This is a genomic window from Coprococcus sp. AM97-35 (assembly GCF_027697525.1).
Taxonomy (GTDB): Bacteria; Bacillota; Clostridia; order Lachnospirales; family Lachnospiraceae; genus Allocoprococcus; species Allocoprococcus comes.
Genome location: NZ_JAQESL010000011.1, coordinates 61,149 through 77,994, shown reverse-complemented (window position 1 = coordinate 77,994; position 16,846 = coordinate 61,149). Strand labels below are relative to the sequence as shown.

Below are 16,846 nucleotides of genomic sequence, written 5' to 3'. Positions count from 1 at the left end.
GTGAGACAGTTTGCGGACTGAAGATCCAAAGAAACTCTGTGCAACATGGGAATTCGTAAAATTCCTGATCTCTTCGGAATCACAGGCATACTGGAATGCACAGACAGGATATTTCCCGGTTACCACAAAAGCACACGATGAACAGACATTCAAAGATAATATCGCGCAGTATCCTCAGTTCCAGACAGCAATCGATCAGCTCCATGATTCTTCACCGGAATATTGCGGTGCGCTTTTAAGTGTATTCCCGGAAGCAAGAGCAACTGTTGAGTCTGAAATCGAAAGCATGCTGAATGGAAAAGAAGATGTCGACACAGCAGTACAGAAAATGTCAGATTCGATCAACAAAGCGATCACTGACTACAATACTGTAAATAATTAAAAAGAATCGAGGTAGTAAACATTGAGCAAAACAAAAATATTTGCACACAGAGGTGCAAGCGGATATGCACCGGAAAACACGTTGGAAGCATTTGCACTGGCAATCACACAGGGTGCTGACGGAATCGAGCTTGACGTACAGCTTACAAAGGATGGAATCCCGGTTGTGATCCATGATGAAACCATCGACAGAGTTACAGAAAAAAAGGGATGGGTCAAGGATTATACCTTAAAAGAGTTAAAAAAGCTTACAGTACTGAAAAACAAATTCCCGGAGTATTCCGCAGCAAAGATCCCAACCCTGGAAGAAGTACTGGATGCGGTAAAAGCATCCGGTATCCAGGTCAATATTGAGCTGAAAACAGGAATTTACTGGTATCCGGAAATCGAGCAGAAGGTTGCGGATCTTGTAAAAAAAGCAGGAATGGAAGAGCGGGTGATTTATTCTTCCTTTAACCATTACAGCATCCAGCAGATGAAGAAAATTGTGCCGGAAGCAGAAACCGCTTATCTGTACAGTGATGTGATCCTGAATGTTGCAGAGTATGCGAAGAATACAAAAGTAGACGGACTGCATCCGGCAGTATATCATGTAAAAATGGCAGATTTCCTGAAAGAATATCTGGGCAGCAATCTGAATGTCCGTGTCTGGACAGTCAATGAAAAAGCGGATATGAAATGGCTGATCGATGCAGGAGTAACTGCAATTATCACCAATTATCCAGACATGGCAGTGCAGATCAAAAAACGTGATGTCATTCGTTGATGAGTTGCATGAAGCATGGAGCAAAAGTATTTCTTAAATAAAAGAAAATATGTTTACTAAAACAGGGTATGTATGGCAAATGAAGCTGTACATACCCTGTCTGTATATTCAGGTCAATTCTTGATTGCCTCTGTTTTAACTGTAAAAAACACTTGCATAGGCGAACGTATGTTTGTATAATAGAAATATGAATACAGAAATGACAAATGAGCATTATACAATACAGGAAAAATTACATATTCTTGCTGATGCTGCAAAGTATGATGTCGCATGTACATCAAGCGGCTCAAGTCGCCGGGGACAGAAAGGAGAACTCGGTAATGCCGTTTCATGTGGAATTTGTCACAGCTTTGCGGCAGACGGAAGATGTATTTCTTTACTTAAGATCTTAATGACCAATCATTGTGTCTACGATTGCAAATACTGCATTAACCGTGCGAGCAATGATGTAAAAAGAGCTACATTTACTCCGGAAGAGATCTGTAATCTTACAGTCGAATTTTATAAACGGAATTATATAGAAGGACTTTTCCTAAGTTCCGGTATTTTGAAAAATCCAACCTATACGATGGAAAAGATATGCGAGACATTGTTACTTCTCCGCACCAAATATCATTTTAATGGATACATTCATGTGAAGACGATTCCGGGGGCTTCGGATGAATTACTTGCAGCTGCCGGTTATCTGGCAGACCGTGTCAGCGTGAATCTGGAACTGCCAACTTCTGAGGGACTTCGTAAGCTGGCACCGAACAAGACTATGCAGACAATCCTAAGTCCGATGGGAAAGGTGCAGAATACCATTGCCGCACATCGCATGGCAATCGGAAAATCATCATATATGGAAAGAAGTCGTGGAAATCAGTTCCTGCATAACGGAATTTTTTCTGATACTTCCAAACAACAGTTCCAAAGGAAACTGGATAGCAGGGCAGCGCTGCAAAAAGCAGCAGATGTATCCTCAATTACTGCACAGTCAAATCCTGCTCTATTGGATTCTTCCTTCACCTGGAATCAGGCATATCAACTTGCACCACATGATATGTACAGATTAAAACGCAACTTTGCACCGGCAGGACAAAGCACCCAGATGATCATCGGAGCGACAGGTGAAAGCGATTATACCTTATTACAGACCACGCAGCAGCTTTATCAGGGATTTGATCTGAAACGTGTCTTTTATTCGGCATATATCCCGCTGAATGAAGATCCTGTTCTGCCTGAGATTGGAACTCCACCGCCGCTTTTGCGTGAACACAGGCTTTATCAGGCAGACTGGCTGCTCCGGTTTTACGGATTTCAGGCAGATGAACTTTTAACCATAGAGAAACCGAATTTTAACGAACTTCTGGATCCGAAGTGTGATTGGGCATTACGCCATCTGGAATTATTTCCCGTTGAAGTAGAAACGGCAAGCTATGCAGAACTCCTCCGCGTACCCGGAGTCGGACCGAAATCAGCCAGCCGTATTGTAAATGCACGAAGATATGGCAGAATGGATTTCACAAGTCTGAAGAAAATGGGAGTTGTGCTGAAAAGAGCGCACTATTTCATCACCTGTGGTGGAAAACAGATGTATCACACACCACTTGAAGAGACTTATATCACAAGACAGCTGGTCAGCGTAGACCGGAAGGAATCCTGGGAAATGGCTCATGCAAATGAAGGATTTTCACAGATGACACTTGCTGATTTCGGAATTGGATAGTTACATCATTAGGGCAGAAAATACTTATAGCAATATGAGAAAGCAGGAAATTTATGAAGATATATACTTGCAAGGACCGGTTAGAAGACATCATGACATGCATCTATGATGCATGGGCAGATGCTTTGCTAATCGGTCATGATCAGATACAGTTGAAAAAAGAACCGATTTTCCAGACAACATTATTGGACGAATATATCCATGTAGATGGGGACAGCTTCAAAGCAGAAAAAGTCACCCGGTCTATCCGCAGAGATATTTCTTCCAGAGCATATCTGTATGTGTATTACGCATCCCTTTCAGCAGAAGAAGACGCACTGCAGACAATCTATAATTTTTTACGAGTTGGATTTGCCATGGGAGCGGGTGTACTCGAAAATTATACCAATCCACATGTAATGCGGATAATAGAACTGTACCGTAGTGTCGGAAATGAAAGCCATCATTTCCGTGAATTCGCCCGGTTTCAAAGTCTCGACGGGCGTGTGTATGTCAGCCATCTAGAACCCAAAAGTGATGTGATCATGCTGGTTGGAAGACATTTCGCAGACCGTATGCCATCGGAATATTGGATGATCGTCGATGATAACCGGAAGACCGCCTGCATCCATCCAAAAGACGGAGAAAATTATCTTCGTTATCTGACAGGCGGAGAGTTTGAGGCACTTCGGAAAACAGAAGAGTACGAAGATGAATACACTGGGATGTGGAAGACATTTTTCCATACGATCGGGATCAAAGAGCGGAAGAATTATGTCTGTCAGAGGAATCTTTTTCCGATCTGGAAGAGAAAGCATGCTGTGGAATTTAAAGAATAATCGCAGGAATTAAAAAGCAGCAAAGAATAACTCCGGTTAAAAATCATGAACAGGAAACTCTTTTTTTGCTTTTAGGCGTAAAAACGGTAATGTTTTTCTTGTACATAGTCGAGCATTAGAGTATAATAAACTCAGTTTTTTTCATATGTTTAAAAGCTATAATAAGAAAAACGGCAAAACAGATGAAAGTCTGCGACGCAAAGCTATAGGACCTGTAAAATGGTAGCCAGTTGCCACGTTAAAGATGCATTGTCTGCAATGACAATGCTCTTTTTCGGTTTGGTTGTTCTGGTGAATATAGGCATTCGTGCAGATAGCAGTCAAAGGGATTTAACAAGGTCAAGAGCCGAATTAAACGCTGTAACGTATGCAGATCATATGAAGGCTGATATCGTGAGAGGAATTGATATTACAAATTTGGCAAAACCTCTGGATATTGAAAAGATAAAAAATACTATTAAAGATATTTGTCCCTAATATAGGGAGAAAGTAAATGAATAGCATAGTTATTGAAATGAATATTATTTAAGATTCGGGATAAATGGTGAAATGCAGACAAGCAAGAAAAATAAAAATATAATAGGTATTATACAAAGTTTCCTTATATTGATATTAGTGGTTCTTATTATTTTTATGATGATTCAGATTAGCAGGCTGCAGGGGACAGCACGCGTAATAAATTATGCAGGTCTGGTACGTGGCGCTACACAGCGCGAAGTAAAATTAGAAATTACAGGAAACCAAAATGATGAATTAATTAAATATTTGGATGACATTCTTCTTGGATTGAGATATCAGGATGGACATTATAATCTGGTAAAACTCAATGACGAAGAATATCAGGGGAAATTGAAAATCCAGAGTGATTACTGGGATAAATTGAAAACAGAAATTGAAGCAGTAAGAAACAAGGGATACGAAAATACAGACATTGTTAATATGAGTGAAATATATTTTACGATGGCAGATGAAACTGTCTCTTCCGCAGAAAGCTATTCAGAAAAGATCGCTATAAAGATTCGTACTATAGAGCTTTTGTCGGCACTTGATATGTTGATTCTGGTGATATTGGTTATTATGCAGACTCTAAAGGCAATGCAGATGGCAATGCAAAACAGATTGCTGGAACAGAAAGCATTCGTAGATGCCCATACTGGACTGCCAAATAAAAATGCCTGTAATGAGCTTCTTAATAAAAAAGATATGATTACAGGTTCTACAGCATGCATAATGTTTGATTTAAATAATCTAAAAACTGTAAATGATACAATGGGACATTCCGCAGGAGATCAGTTAATAATGAATTTCTCAAAGTTTTTGCGAAGTGTTATTCCAGAAAAGGATTTTGTTGGAAGATATGGCGGAGATGAGTTTATAGCAGTCATTTATCATACAAATGAGGCGGAAATTAAGGAAATATTAAAAGGTTTGTACAGAGAAAAAGATAGATTAAATAGTTATGAAAATCAAATACCAATCGACTATGCATGCGGATGGGCATTATCCTCCGATAATATGTCGTGTACAATGCAGATGTTATTGGATGATGCAGATGCTAATATGTATAAAAATAAACAGTTATGCAAGAAATATAATTAGCATTCTTAAGGAAAGTGATTAAAAAACTATCGATAGGAAGTGCCTTTTTTAATTTATAGGATTTCTAAAGACCACAAGAATAAAGGAAATAGAAAATATGAATAAAAGACAAAAAATACTGATTGCCGATGATGCAAAGTTTAACAGGGATATATTGAAAGAATTTCTTGGAGAAACCTATGATTATCTGGAAGCTGAAAATGGAAATCAGGTAATCCAGATGATAGGAGAAAATATTGGAATTGATCTGATGCTTTTAAATATCAATATGCCACAGATGAATGGTTTTGAAGTCTTGGAAATAATGAAAAGAAGCCAGTGTATTGATGAAACTCCAGTTATTATGATCTCTGCTGAAGAATCTGTTGATGTTATGCGTAAAGCATATGAAATGGGAATTACAGATTATATTACACGACCTTTTGATTCTGTTATTGTAAAGAAAAGAGTCCAGAATACCCTAGAACTTTATGCGAACCAAAAGCGTCTGATCAATGTGGTTGTTGATCAGGTTTATGAAAAAGAAGAAAACAATGATATTATGCTCAGAATTCTGAGCAATGTATTAGGGTCACGCAACAGTGAGAGCAGCGAACATATTTTACATATCCGTACTGCGACGAAAATGATGCTGAGACAACTGTTAAAAACAACGGATGCTTATCATCTGACGGAGACCGATATTGCTATAATCACAACCGCTTCTTCGCTTCATGATATTGGTAAAATACGCATTCCGGAAGAAATACTGAATAAACCCGGAAGACTGACCGATGAAGAATTTAAAATTATGAAAACTCATAGTGAGATTGGAGCATCCATGATCTGGGATATGCATTTTTTACAAAATCATCCACTGGTACATACCGCATGGGAAATCTGCAGATGGCATCATGAAAGATGGGATGGAAAGGGTTACCCGGATGGTCTGAAAGGTGAAGAAATACCAATTTCTGCACAGGTGGTGTCTATTGTGGATGTTTATGATGCTCTTACCAGTGAACGATGTTATAAGAAAGCATTTGAGCATGATACCGCAATCAAGATGATTCTGGACGGGCAATGCGGGCAGTTCAATCCGGTTCTTCTTAAGTGCCTGAAAGAACTAAGCCTTCAGTTTTCCAAGATGTATACGAATGAAACGAATGATAATAAACAGTATTATGAAGCACAGAGGCTCTCTGACGAAATACTAAAGGAAAAGTCTTTACCCCGTAAAAATTATTCGCAGCATGTCATTAAGCTCATGCAGGAAAAGATAGAGTTTTTTAAAATGGACAGTGGCAAAATTTCCATTGAGTATAATGCAATTTCAGGTCGGCTGATTATAATTAACGGAAACCGGCAGATACTGTGCCAGAGAGATGATCCGAAGTTTGATATATCCAAACTGTTCGAAGTAAGCAGTGAAGATATTCAACATATCAGAGCGTTACTGGACCAAACATCAATACAGAATACAGAAATCTCATTACAGTTAATGGCAAAGGTGGAAAATAAAAGGCAGATGTTTGATCTGAAACTGCATACCTTATGGTCTTCTTTAAAGAAAGATGGATATATAGGAATTGTCGGATATCTCTCTTGATTGGTGATATTATTTTTGGATATATCGAAATAAGAAAAAGGATAATGTAATTACTCTGTTAGTAAATTGACACAAGTTGGCTGTAGAGTATAATTATAGTAAAAGTACAGCAAAAGCTGTCGCAAAGATATTTATAAAAATGTTGTGGGGGTATTGAACATTAATGAATGTAAAATTAAAATCTAGAAGCAAGCAAGCGACTGTAGCCTGGAGGGTGGGAGAAAGATGAAGAAGTGCAAATTAGTACAGAATATAAGGAATTTCAAATTTTGTTACTTTATATTTTGCACAATGATATGCTTGGTTGTTTTTCCTGTTTCCACATCTGCCCAAGAAAATTCTGATCATGTTATCCGGGTAGGATCTTTTGAGGAAACTTATAATGTAGTCAATGAAAAGGGAGAAAGAAGCGGCTATGGTTATGAGTATCTTCAAGATATTGCAGGTTACGCAGGATGGACATATAAATACATAACAAGTGATTGGAAAAACTGCTTTACACAGTTGGAAAATGGAGAGATTGATATTCTTGGTGGCATTTCCTATACAGACGAACGTGCTGAAAATATGCTTTTTTCCGATATGCCTATGGGGGAAGAGAAATATTACATCTATACGAATGCATCCAATATGGATCTTACAGCAGGAAATTTGGATTCTTTTGAGGGAAAAAATATTGGTGTGTCTAAAGATAATATACTGGAGGATGTGCTTAATGAATGGGAATCAAAATATGGTCTGCATACGAAGCATATCAATGTTTCTACAACCACAGAAATTATGGACAAACTGTCGAACCATGAAATTGACTGCTTCGTTTCGGAAGAAGACCACCGTTGGGAAGAATCGGAGATTTCGCCGATTACAAGTATTGGAGAGACAGAAATCTATTTCGCTATAAATCCAGAACGTCCGGATATCAAAGAAGCACTGGATAATGCTATGCGCAGAATCAAGGATGACAATCCATTTTACACTGATGATCTCTACAGGCGTTATCTTTCTGCACAGAGCAGCTCCTTTCTTTCAAAAGAAGAAAAGGAGTGGATCGGGCAGCATGGAGCAATCCGGATAGGGTATCTGAATCAGGATGGAGGTATCAGCAGTGTAGATTCATCAACAGGTAAATTGACAGGTGTTATCACAGATTATGTGGATCTTGCAGAAAATTGTCTGCAAGGTCAGACTCTGGAATTTGAATTAAATGGATATGATACAAGAAGTGAACTGCTTCAGGCATTGCAGGATGGAAAAATAGACCTGATTTTTCATGCAAACCAGAATCCATACTTTGCAGAAACAAATGGATTTGCTTTGTCGGATACGCTGCTGACTCTCAATATGGCAGCAATTACGGCAAAGAATTCTTTTGATGAAAATAAAGAGAATACAGTTGCCGTTGAAAAAGATGATTTTGCATTGAAAGCATATCTTTCATACAATTATCCGCAATGGAAGGTTGTGGAATATGAAACATCAGATGCAGCAGTAAAAGCAATGCAGAAAGGGGAGACGGATTGTATTGTAAGCAATTCAGGTACTGTTTCAGACTATTTGAAAAATAATAAGCTTCATAGTGTTTTCCTGACAAAAGAAGCTGATGTTCCATTTGCTATTCAGCAGGGAGAACCGGTTCTTTTGTCCATTCTGAATAAAACACTGACATCTATGCCTACAACTCAATTTTCAGGTGCAGTAGTTTCGTATAATGCTTCCTCACGAAAAGTTACAGCGAAGGATTTTATTCAGGACAATTTACTGACAGTTTCACTTATCGCTGGAATTTCTTTTTTCGTTGTTCTGTGTATAATTCTTGATTCTTTGAAAAAATCAAAACGTGCGGAAGAAAAATCCAAGAAGTCTGCTGAGCAGGCATTGAAGCTGAATCAGGAGCTTGAAGAAAAACGGCAGGAATTACAAAATGCACTTGTAGAAGCACAGAGTGCCAATAAGGCTAAGACTTCCTTTTTAAATAACATGTCTCATGACATCAGGACACCGATCAATGGCATTATGGGCATGCTTACAATTCTTGAAAAAAGCGGAAATGATGGTGAGCGGGCAAAAGATTGCCTGAATAAAATAAATGAGTCTTCGAAACTGCTATTATCATTGGTAAATGATGTTTTGGATATGGCAAAGTTAGAATCGGATACCGTGGTTTTTAGTGATGAATCCATCAATCTGGATCAGGTATGTCAGGAAATCACGGAGTCACTATCTTTTCAGGCAGAAGAAAAAGGACTTCATGTTATAGGAGAACATGATGATTACAGTGGTATATATGTTTGGAGCAATGCAGTTCATCTGAAAAAAGTATTGATGAATCTGTTTACAAACAGTATGAAGTACAATAAGGTGAATGGTTCTATTTACATGAGTATGAGAACGATTGAAAGATCAGAAGATCACATGACATGTGAATTTAAAATAAAAGATAATGGAATTGGAATGTCAGAAGAATTTATAAAAAATGAATTGTTTACTCCATTTGTACAGGCAGATAATTCCCCACGTTCTGATTATAATGGGACAGGTCTGGGAATGCCTATTGTGAAACAACTTGTAGAAAAGATGGGCGGAACCATAACAGTTGAAAGTAAGCTGGGTGAAGGGAGCTGTTTTAGTGTAATACTTCCATTTGAAATTGATACGAATGCACGACCGGAAGAAAAAGAAGATTTCAATGCAGATCTATCAGGTGTCCGGATATTATTGGCTGAAGATAATGAGCTGAATGCGGAAATAGCAGAATTTATGCTGATGGAAAATGGGGCTGAAGTAGAAACAGTGAAAAATGGGTTAGAAGCTGTTCAGCACTTTGAAGCCTGCGAATCAGGAACATACGATGTTATTTTAATGGATGTCATGATGCCGGTGATGGATGGGCTTACTGCCACAAAAACAATAAGATCCCTGGAACGGCAGGATGCAAAAACAATCTCTATCATTGCTATGACTGCAAATGCGTTTAGGGAAGATGCAGAAAAGTGTATGGAAGCAGGAATGAATGCACATTTGTCAAAACCGATTGTGATTGAGGAAGTTATAAAAACGATTTTAAGGTATGTTCATAATGATTAGCAGGGTTCATGAATTAGTGGAATACAATTGACAGGAGGGCTAAAAGATGACAATGCAGGCTGGCATACGCAAAATACACAGATTTTCTATCCAACATTATTGACGTGTAAAAATTTTTATGGTAGTTTAATTTTTAAAAAAAGAGATTATTTTAAAGGCAAACCTGTTGAAAGGCAGGAGCGCAAAGCCAGAAGGGACTAAAGTCAGAAAGCTTGACCATGTCAGCCGGTTGCCACTGTTTCCATATCATCATAATATATGGAAAAGATGTTTGAACAGAAGAGATTCCGATACCTTTTATACTATATAGATGTGTCATTTTAGAGAAATATAGTAGGGACACTGGCAGATTTTAGCAAGTGTCCTTTTTGCATGCAAAAATGGGTAACAAAACTGGCAGGGACAGGTTTTCTGTATACAGATAAAAGCAAGATGAAGAAGGCATAAGACGGAGAAAGGATTTTTATAAAATGAAAAATTATGAAGACAAAATATATTCCTTAGGTGAGACTGTAACGGGGCAGACACAGGTCATGTCACAGGTCGTACAGAAAACACTGGAAAATAATGGCGGGGTAGGTATAATGACAGGATCTTATGACCAAAACCTGTCTATTTTGTCTGTGAATAATCTGCTGTTGCATAGTACGGGATATACATTCGATACTTTCATGGAACAGACAAAAGGCTCATTGAGAAATTTCTTTTATGACGAGGAAGATAGACTGGAGCGAGACCGTTTTTTGCAGCTTCACGGAACAGGAGAAGCACAGATCCTTGCAGCAGACGGTACAGTGAAAAATGTACGGCTTTGTAAAGAGGATGCGACAGATGAGGCGGGCAGACAGATCTGGGTTATGTCCGTACAGGTCAACTGGGATCATGTAAATTTGACACTGCTCAATGAGGCTATCTGTTCCGGCTTCTGGTATTTTGACTGTGACGAAAACAGTGAGATTGTGAATGTAAACTGGAGTCATGAATTCCGAAAAATGCTTGGCTATCATGACACTCTGGACTTTCCGAATAAACTGGAATCCTGGTCAGATCTTCTGCATCCACAGGATAAAGAAAGAGTAATGGTGCAGCTTCAGGCGGCAATTAAGGATAAGACGAACCAGATAAAATACCAGGTAGAGTATCGTATGAGAATGAAGGATAATCAATACCAGTGGTTTCGGGCATCGGCAGAAGTAATACGCCGTCTGGATGGTTCTGCCAGCAGGATTGCCGGGATTTTTATTAACATTGATGGGGAGAAAAAAGAAATCATGCAGGCACAAAAATCTGCTGCTTTCCACCGGGCTTTTACGAAAGCAGATTTGTGCGAGTATTATGTGAATCTGGAAACGAATACTTTTGATACCTTTAAAGTTGAACCGTCCCTGATGACCGTCTTTGAACAGAGTCATACGTGGGATGAATTGATCCGGCATTTTGTGGATTCCTATGTTGTGGAGACAGATAAGAAGGCGGTATCCTCTTTTTACGACCGTGGTTATATTGCAGAAAGGCTGAAGGGTCTGGAAACCGAATTGGCTTTAGAGTGCCGTATCACTCTGAATGGAAAAGAACGATGGGTCCGCAATGTGGTCATACGTGGCGAGATCGAGGATTCAGAATATGCCATGATCTTTCTGCGTGATATCACAGAGGCAAAGGTAGAGAGCGCACGGCATCTGCAGATGGCAGCGGATAATGCTTCCATGGAGCAGCTGATTCAGAGTATTGTGCGTCTGGTTGACCGCTTTGTTGTCTGTGATCTGGAAAATGACAGATATGAATTCTACAATCTGAATGGACAGATGATATATAAACCTCTGGGATTTTATCATGATTTTCAGATGCAGGTTCTTGAAAAATATAAGACACTGGAACCATTGGAAGCTATAGATATCCTGATAACCCCGGATAATATTCGGAAAAAACTGAAAAGTGAAAATGATATTTATAAGTTTGAGTATTGCAGCCTGGATGAAAAGACTTATAAAATCGCTTCTTATATTCCCTTGGAATGGAAGAATGGAAAGCTGGAAAAGGTATTGCTGGCATCCATGGATGTGACACAGGAAAAGAAAGCAGAGATTGAATCCCGTCAGGCACTGAAAGAAGCTTACCGGTCCGCAGAAAATGCAAATCGTGCGAAAACGGAATTCCTTTCCAATATGTCCCATGATATCCGGACACCAATGAATGCGATTGTGGGTCTGACGGCAATCGCAGGAGCAAATATTGAGAGCCAGGACAGAGTCATTGAATGCCTCAGCAAGATCACAGAATCAAGCCGCCATCTGCTGGGGCTGATCAATGAAGTATTGGATATGGCACGTATTGAAAGTGGAAAAATGACACTGGCACAGGAAGATTTCAATCTGTCAGAGCTGGTAGATAATCTTATTACACTTACGAAACCGGTGCTTGATGAACATAAACATAATTTTGATATACACATCAATCATATTGAACATGAGGCTGTCTGTGGTGACAGCTTGAGGATTCAGCAGGTATTTGTGAATCTGATGAGTAATGCGATCAAGTATACACCGGATGGTGGAAATATTACTTTTTCGATAGAGGAAAAACCCAATGGATTTTCAGAACTTGGATGCTATGAATTTACGATTGAGGATAATGGAATCGGTATGTCACCGGAATTCCAGAAAATCATGTTTGATCCTTTCAGCCGTGCAGATGACCAACGGACAACCAGAGTTCAGGGAACCGGTCTTAGAATGGCAATCAGCAGAAATATTGTGAACCTGATGAATGGCACTATTAAAGTGGACAGTACCTTACATAAGGGAACTAAAATCACAGTAACAATTTATCTGGAGCTTCAGGAACAAGAAAAAGAACAGGACAAAAATCTGATGAATCTGCCGGTTCTGGTAGTGGATGATGATAAGACATGCTGTGAAAGTACAGTTGCCACACTGAAGGAAATCGGTATTATGGGTGAATGGGTTCTCTCTGGCAGGGAAGCCGTTGAGTGCTGTTATGCACGGCATGAGTTGAAAGATGATTACTTTGCTGTTATTTTAGACTGGAAGATGCCGAATATGGATGGTATAGAGACTGCCAGACAGATCCGGAAACGGATCGGGAAAGAGATTACCATCATTGTACTGACATCCTATGAATTCAGCGAAATTGAAGAAGAAGCAAAGGCTGCAGGTGTAGATGCTTTTATTGCAAAACCGCTGTTCCGTTCCCGGCTGACGGCTACACTGCGGCAGTTTACTTCAGGCAGAAAAGAAAAAACAGCAAGAAATTATTTGGAGAAGCTGTCAGAATCAGACTACACGGGAAAAAAGATTCTGCTGGTTGAGGATAATGAGTTGAACAGAGAAATTGCTGGTGAAATTCTGCAGATGACAGGTGCAAAAGTGGAAACGGCAGAAAATGGAAAAATCGCAGTTGAAAAAGTGGAAGCTTCTCCGGAAGGATTGTATGATCTTGTTTTTATGGATATCCAAATGCCTGTCATGAATGGTTATGAGGCAACTGCAGCAATCAGGAGCCTTCCGGGTGAAAAGGGAAAACTGCCTATTGTTGCCATGACTGCCAATGCTTTTGCAGAAGATGTACAGCTGGCCAAAAATACAGGCATGAATGGACATATCGCGAAACCGCTGGATATGAATAAGCTGAATGATGTTCTGGAAAACTGGCTGTAATTGCCTTCCTGGATGCATGGGAAAAGCAGCTAGGAAACATAGAGAGGGTTTTGTTATGACAGAAACCCACTGAATACCGTATGTGTGATGGCAGTTGGCACAGGATGCTTTTTACTATAAAAAGAAGGGATGAGTCTGGAAATGTAACCCATGTTTGCAAAATACGTGAAGAGTTGAGGCGTTTTTGTATTAAACTAAAATTAGGGAAAAGGCATGTGAAATACGATGATGAAAAATAACTATATAAAACAAAAAAGAAAAGATCAAAATCCGGTAAATCATTGGAAAATTTTTGAGGGACGGTTGGTATTCCTTCTGGCAATGGTGATTTTGTTTGTTGTTGCATATACTTTTATTTTACAACAAGCATATACCCAAACTGCTCTGAAAACAGAAATTGAACGAGATATTTCCAGTGCAGATGCGGTTCATAAGCTGGTAAATCACAGACTGGGACGAAAAGATTTTAATGAAATAAAAAGTAAAGCTGATGAGAATACAGAACTATTCAAGAATATATCGACATATATGAATGAAATCAGAACGCTGAATTCTACGAGATATATTTACACAGCAACCAGAAATGAAGACGGTAGATTGATTTACGTTGTAGACGGACTGGATCCATCGGCTGGTGACGTCAGACATCCAGGAGATCCGATTGAAAAGGAGATGGTTCCTTATATAGAAAAAGCACTTTCTGGAAAAACAGTATATTCTCAGGATATTGTTGATACAACATGGGGACCTATTTTTACAGCCTGTTATCCTGTGACAGCGGAAGATGAATCTAATGAAGTGATAGGTGCTTTCTGCATAGAAATGGATATGCAGAAAGCGTATGGAATGGTTGAGAAGACGAATAAGTTAAGTATTGTACTGGGATGCATTACAGCGTGTATTTTGTTAATATTATGTACCTGTGGATATTCTGTATATAAGAAGCAAAAAGAAAATGAGCAGAAACAGCAAAAACTGTTGCAGGAAGCTGCAAGACTGGCCGATTCAGCTAATAAAGCAAAATCAACATTTCTGTTTAATATGTCTCATGATATTCGTACCCCTATGAATGCAATCATTGGATATGCAGAATTGGGAGAGAAACATTTAAAGGAGCCAACTATATTAGAGGATTACTTTGAAAAAATATTATTGTGCGGAAAGAAAATGCTGCATTTGATTGATAACATTCTTGAATTAGCACGAATCGAAAACAACCACGCAACGCTGGATGAAACAATAACAGATGTTTCTAAAAACTTTGATTTATGTATTGATATGTTTAGGAAACCGATAGAAGAAAAACATCAAACACTGAAAGTCAATAAGAACATTCGATATCCATACCTGTATATGGATGATGCAAGATCATCTGAAATTACGATTAACATTTTGAGTAATGCTGTGAAATACACGGGTGAAGGCGGTAACATAAGCTGTACATTGAACCAATATCCCGGCGAAAAAGAAGGTTGGAGTGTATTAGAGCTTATCATAGCAGACAATGGAATCGGAATGTCAGAAGAATTCCAAAAACATATTTTTGAATCATTTTCACAGGAACGATCTTCGTCAGACAGCGGAATAGAAGGTAGCGGACTTGGCATGGGAATCGTGAAGAAACTGGTGGATTTAATGAATGGCAAGATCACAGTTCAGAGCAAACCGGGAGCAGGTTCTACTTTTACAATCACGCTTCCATTAAAAATAGCAAATGAGGAAAAAAGGAATCCGAAACATGCAGACGGTCAGTTGAATATCAAAAAACTGGAAGGAAAAAGGGTTCTTCTGGTAGAAGATAATGACTTGAACGCAGAAATTGCAACGGAACTTTTGACGGAAGAGGGAATCATAATAGAAAGAGCGGAGAACGGCGTTGCATGTATTGATATGTTTAACAAAGCAAAGCAAAATTACTACAGTCTGATTCTGATGGATATTCAGATGCCGATTATGAACGGATATGAAGCATCCAGGAGAATTCGAGAACTGAAAGACGGTAACAAATCGCAGATTCCAATTGTTGCAATGACAGCAAATGCTTTTGAAGAAGATAAGAAGATGGCTTTTGCAAGTGGCATGAATGATCATGTTGCAAAACCAATAGATATGAATGTATTATTGCCGACTATTATGAAATATATGTAAAGGAAGAAATTGGTGTTGGATGCAAGCATACTGCATCAGTACCGAAAGAAGATCAGTTTATCGTGGAAGGTAGGCATGAGGGAATAATTACTAAAGAGGAGTTTTTGAAAGCACAGGAAATCTTTTGTGAGATTGGTGAAACGAAGAATGTTATTCCAAAGACATATCCTCTTTACAGGATAGTTAAGTGCGGTATCTGTGGAAGGGTAATGAGTTATAAGACATATTTTCGTAATGGAGTTACATATAGATATTTTACCTGTCCACATGCAAAAGAGCAGACAGGCGAAGATGGATGCTGCAAGCGATATGTTATAGAAGATAATCTGAATGAAATAGTATGGTCTGTGATAAGGCAACTACTTGATATGACAGATGCCTTTAAGCAGAAACTGGACAAGCAGAATAATGTCGGCAGACAGGACAATCTGATTCTGGCTGAAAAACTCGCTGCTGATATAGCAGAACTGGAGCAGAAGTTTAAGGATGCAGAAACCATGAAGGATGACAATTTATCTCAGGCACTTAGTGTTATGAAAAAGTATTCTGGAGCAGATGAACTGACGCAGGAAATGGTGCAGGAACTGATTGAGAAAGTTATTGTCACGGATCCAGAGCATGTGGAGACTATTTGGAAGTTCAAGGATGAGATAAGAAAGTTCATAGGGATTTAAGGCAGGAGCCGGTTGGATGCTGAGTCTGACTGGCTTTTTTAACTTTAACACACTTGATAGGGCTGTTTTTCTTATTTAGATTCGAGATTTTATTTAAAAAAATGCTCAGATTGATTTTGTTCGAGAACTAGTGTAAAATATTGAATAATAATGTATTATATTTTTTGATATTACATGATAATAAAATGTGATACTTCTACTGTGAGGATAAAATATGGACGGTTATATGACAATAAAAGAAACCGCTGAAAAGTGGGGGATTGGAGCAAGACGGATAAATACTCTATGTTCAGAGGGAAGAATTAAAAGGGCTACAAAAATTGGGAATATGTGGGTTATTCCCTCAGTTGCGGAAAAGCCAAAAGATGAGCGAATAAAATCAGGAAAATATATAAAGAGGTGA

General features: G+C 38.8%; 11 protein-coding genes, 1 pseudogene and 2 riboswitches. All 12 genes and pseudogenes read left to right on the top strand.

Annotated features, from left to right (window positions below):
* Positions 1-7: 7 nt before the first annotated feature.
* Positions 8-382 (top strand): annotated as a pseudogene (locus PG840_RS09930) (extracellular solute-binding protein); the annotation flags it as partial.
* A 21-nt stretch (positions 383-403) separates the two neighbouring features.
* Complete coding sequence (locus PG840_RS09925) at positions 404-1,147, top strand: glycerophosphodiester phosphodiesterase (RefSeq protein ID WP_270613582.1); 744 nt, start codon at positions 404-406, stop codon at positions 1,145-1,147.
* A gap of 187 nt (positions 1,148-1,334) precedes the next feature.
* Positions 1,335-2,855, top strand: a complete 1,521-nt coding sequence (locus PG840_RS09920; protein ID WP_270613590.1) for a putative DNA modification/repair radical SAM protein — start codon at positions 1,335-1,337, stop codon at positions 2,853-2,855.
* 53 nt (positions 2,856-2,908) lie between these two features.
* Positions 2,909-3,673: a TIGR03915 family putative DNA repair protein gene (locus PG840_RS09915; RefSeq protein WP_270613580.1), complete on the top strand. Its 765-nt coding sequence runs from the start codon at positions 2,909-2,911 to the stop codon at positions 3,671-3,673.
* 162 nt (positions 3,674-3,835) lie between these two features.
* Positions 3,836-3,911, top strand: a riboswitch (cyclic di-GMP riboswitch).
* Complete coding sequence (locus PG840_RS09910; RefSeq protein WP_270613579.1) at positions 3,893-4,150, top strand: hypothetical protein; 258 nt, start codon at positions 3,893-3,895, stop codon at positions 4,148-4,150. It overlaps the preceding riboswitch by 19 nt.
* 72 nt (positions 4,151-4,222) lie before the next feature.
* Complete coding sequence (locus tag PG840_RS09905) at positions 4,223-5,272, top strand: GGDEF domain-containing protein (protein WP_195502591.1); 1,050 nt, start codon at positions 4,223-4,225, stop codon at positions 5,270-5,272.
* A 97-nt stretch (positions 5,273-5,369) separates the two neighbouring features.
* Complete coding sequence (locus PG840_RS09900; RefSeq protein WP_270613578.1) at positions 5,370-6,860, top strand: HD domain-containing phosphohydrolase; 1,491 nt, start codon at positions 5,370-5,372, stop codon at positions 6,858-6,860.
* 225 nt (positions 6,861-7,085) lie between these two features.
* Positions 7,086-9,944 (top strand): ATP-binding protein, encoded by a 2,859-nt coding sequence (locus PG840_RS09895; protein ID WP_270613577.1) that lies wholly within the window; start codon positions 7,086-7,088, stop codon positions 9,942-9,944.
* 146 nt (positions 9,945-10,090) lie between these two features.
* A riboswitch (cyclic di-GMP riboswitch) is annotated at positions 10,091-10,181 on the top strand.
* Between the two features lie 233 nt (positions 10,182-10,414).
* Positions 10,415-13,621, top strand: coding sequence for a hybrid sensor histidine kinase/response regulator (locus tag PG840_RS09890; RefSeq protein ID WP_270613576.1), 3,207 nt, complete (start codon positions 10,415-10,417; stop codon positions 13,619-13,621).
* Between the two features lie 225 nt (positions 13,622-13,846).
* The gene (locus PG840_RS09885) at positions 13,847-15,769 is read left to right on the top strand and encodes a hybrid sensor histidine kinase/response regulator (RefSeq protein WP_270613575.1); all 1,923 of its coding nucleotides are present in this window, start codon (positions 13,847-13,849) and stop codon (positions 15,767-15,769) included.
* A complete protein-coding gene (locus tag PG840_RS09880; protein ID WP_442872508.1) occupies positions 15,739-16,443 on the top strand; it encodes a DUF4368 domain-containing protein in 705 nt (234 codons plus the stop codon). Before PG840_RS09885 ends, PG840_RS09880 begins: the two co-directional genes overlap by 31 nt.
* Before the next feature lie 214 nt (positions 16,444-16,657).
* On the top strand, positions 16,658-16,846 hold the full coding sequence (locus tag PG840_RS09875; RefSeq protein WP_270613573.1) for a helix-turn-helix domain-containing protein: 189 nt from the start codon (positions 16,658-16,660) through the stop codon (positions 16,844-16,846).

Coding starts and splice junctions, on each gene's coding strand:
- PG840_RS09920 (WP_270613590.1), top strand. CDS start 1,335: ATGAATACAGAAATGACAAATGAGCATTATACAATACAGGAAAAATTA.
- PG840_RS09915 (WP_270613580.1), top strand. CDS start 2,909: ATGAAGATATATACTTGCAAGGACCGGTTAGAAGACATCATGACATGC.
- PG840_RS09910 (WP_270613579.1), top strand. CDS start 3,893: ATGGTAGCCAGTTGCCACGTTAAAGATGCATTGTCTGCAATGACAATG.
- PG840_RS09905 (WP_195502591.1), top strand. CDS start 4,223: ATGCAGACAAGCAAGAAAAATAAAAATATAATAGGTATTATACAAAGT.
- PG840_RS09900 (WP_270613578.1), top strand. CDS start 5,370: ATGAATAAAAGACAAAAAATACTGATTGCCGATGATGCAAAGTTTAAC.
- PG840_RS09895 (WP_270613577.1), top strand. CDS start 7,086: ATGAAGAAGTGCAAATTAGTACAGAATATAAGGAATTTCAAATTTTGT.
- PG840_RS09890 (WP_270613576.1), top strand. CDS start 10,415: ATGAAAAATTATGAAGACAAAATATATTCCTTAGGTGAGACTGTAACG.
- PG840_RS09885 (WP_270613575.1), top strand. CDS start 13,847: ATGATGAAAAATAACTATATAAAACAAAAAAGAAAAGATCAAAATCCG.
- PG840_RS09875 (WP_270613573.1), top strand. CDS start 16,658: ATGGACGGTTATATGACAATAAAAGAAACCGCTGAAAAGTGGGGGATT.